The following is a 1,436-nucleotide window of genomic DNA, read 5'->3' on the forward strand; positions in this document are numbered from 1 at the left end:
GAGCGAGTCGCGCGCCCCACCGGTGGCGGGGGCGGCGGATCCGGCGGGCAGGGGGCGCAGCAGCAGGGCCGCCACGTCGGCGACCGGGGCGCCCGTCCGGTCGGTGATGCTGAGCGCCGCGCGGCCGGCCTCCCGCATCGAGAGCCGGACCCGGATCGAGGTGGCTCCCGTGGCGTGCAGCCGCACTCCGGTCCAGGCGAACGGCATCTGCGGCCCGTTCTGCGCGCCGGTCTCGTGGAACGCGATGGAGTGCAGCGCCGCGTCGAGGAGCGCGGGGTGCAGGCCGAACCCGCCGGCCTCGGCGCCTTCGGGCAGCGCGGCCTCGGCGAAGATCTCCTGGTCGCGCCGCCAGACGGCGTGCAGCCCCTGGAAGGCCGGGCCGTAGCCGAGACCGGCTCCGGCCAGCAGGTCGTACATGCCGGTCACGTCCACGGCCTGGGCGCCCTCGGGCGGCCAGGCGGCCGTGTCCTGCACCGGCCGGTGTGCGGCCCCGGTGGCCAGGACGCCGACGGCGTGGCAGGTCCAGGGGTCGTCGGACAGTCCGTGCGCGGGCCGCGCGTGGACGGCGAGCGTGCGCCGCCCTTCGTCGTCGGGCGCGCCGACGGCCAGCTGGAGCTGGACCGCTCCCTGCTCCGGCAGGGTGAGCGGCGCCTGGATGGTGAGCTCGTCGACGAGGTCGCAGCCGACCTCGTCCCCGGCGCGCAGCGCGAGCTCGGCGAAGGCGGTCCCCGGCAGGATCGCCTGGCCGTTGACCGCGTGGTCGGCCAGCCACGGGTGCGTCTTCAGCGAGATCCGGCCGGTCAGCAGGACGCCCTCCGCGTCGGCCAGGGACACGGCCGCGCCGAGCAGCGGGTGTCCCGCCGCGCCCAGGCCGGCGGCTCCGACGTCGCCGGCCTGGCCGGTGCGCTCCTCGAGCCAGAAGTGCCGGTGCTGGAAGGCGTAGGTGGGCAGGTCGACGGTGCCTGGGCGGGCCGGGGCGAGCATCCGCTCCCAGTCGACCTCCCCACCGCGCACCCACAGCTCGGCGGCGCTCGTCCACATCCGGCGCTGGCCGCCCTCGTTGCGCCGGAGCGTGCCGACGGCCGTGACCTCGTGACCGGCCGCGTCCGCCGTCTCCTGGACGGCCGTGGTCAGCACGGGGTGGGCGCTGCACTCCACGAACACGTCGTGCCCCTGCTCCATCAGCGCGCGCATCGACGGCTCCAGCCGGACCAGCCGGCGCAGGTTGGCGTACCAGTACCCGGCGTCGAGTTCGACGCCCTGGATCCAGTCGGCGGTCACGGTGGAGAAGAACGGGATGTGGCCGTCGCGCGGCGCGACCGGCGCCAGCGACCCCGCCAACTCCTCCTCGATCACCGCCACCTGCGCCGAATGCGACGCGTAATCCACCTCGATCCGCCGCGCCCGCACCCCCCGCCCCTCCCACCCCGCCAGCA

Annotated in this window: 1 protein-coding gene; it reads right to left on the minus strand. The window is 76.3% G+C overall.

Annotated features, from left to right (window positions below; genetic code table 11):
• The coding region (locus ACWJ6R_RS36265) for a polyketide synthase dehydratase domain-containing protein (protein WP_449066534.1) at positions 1-1,434 on the minus strand (1,434 nt) is incomplete at its 3' end.
• Positions 1,435-1,436 lie beyond the last annotated feature (2 nt).

The organism is Planomonospora algeriensis (genome assembly GCF_977012225.1).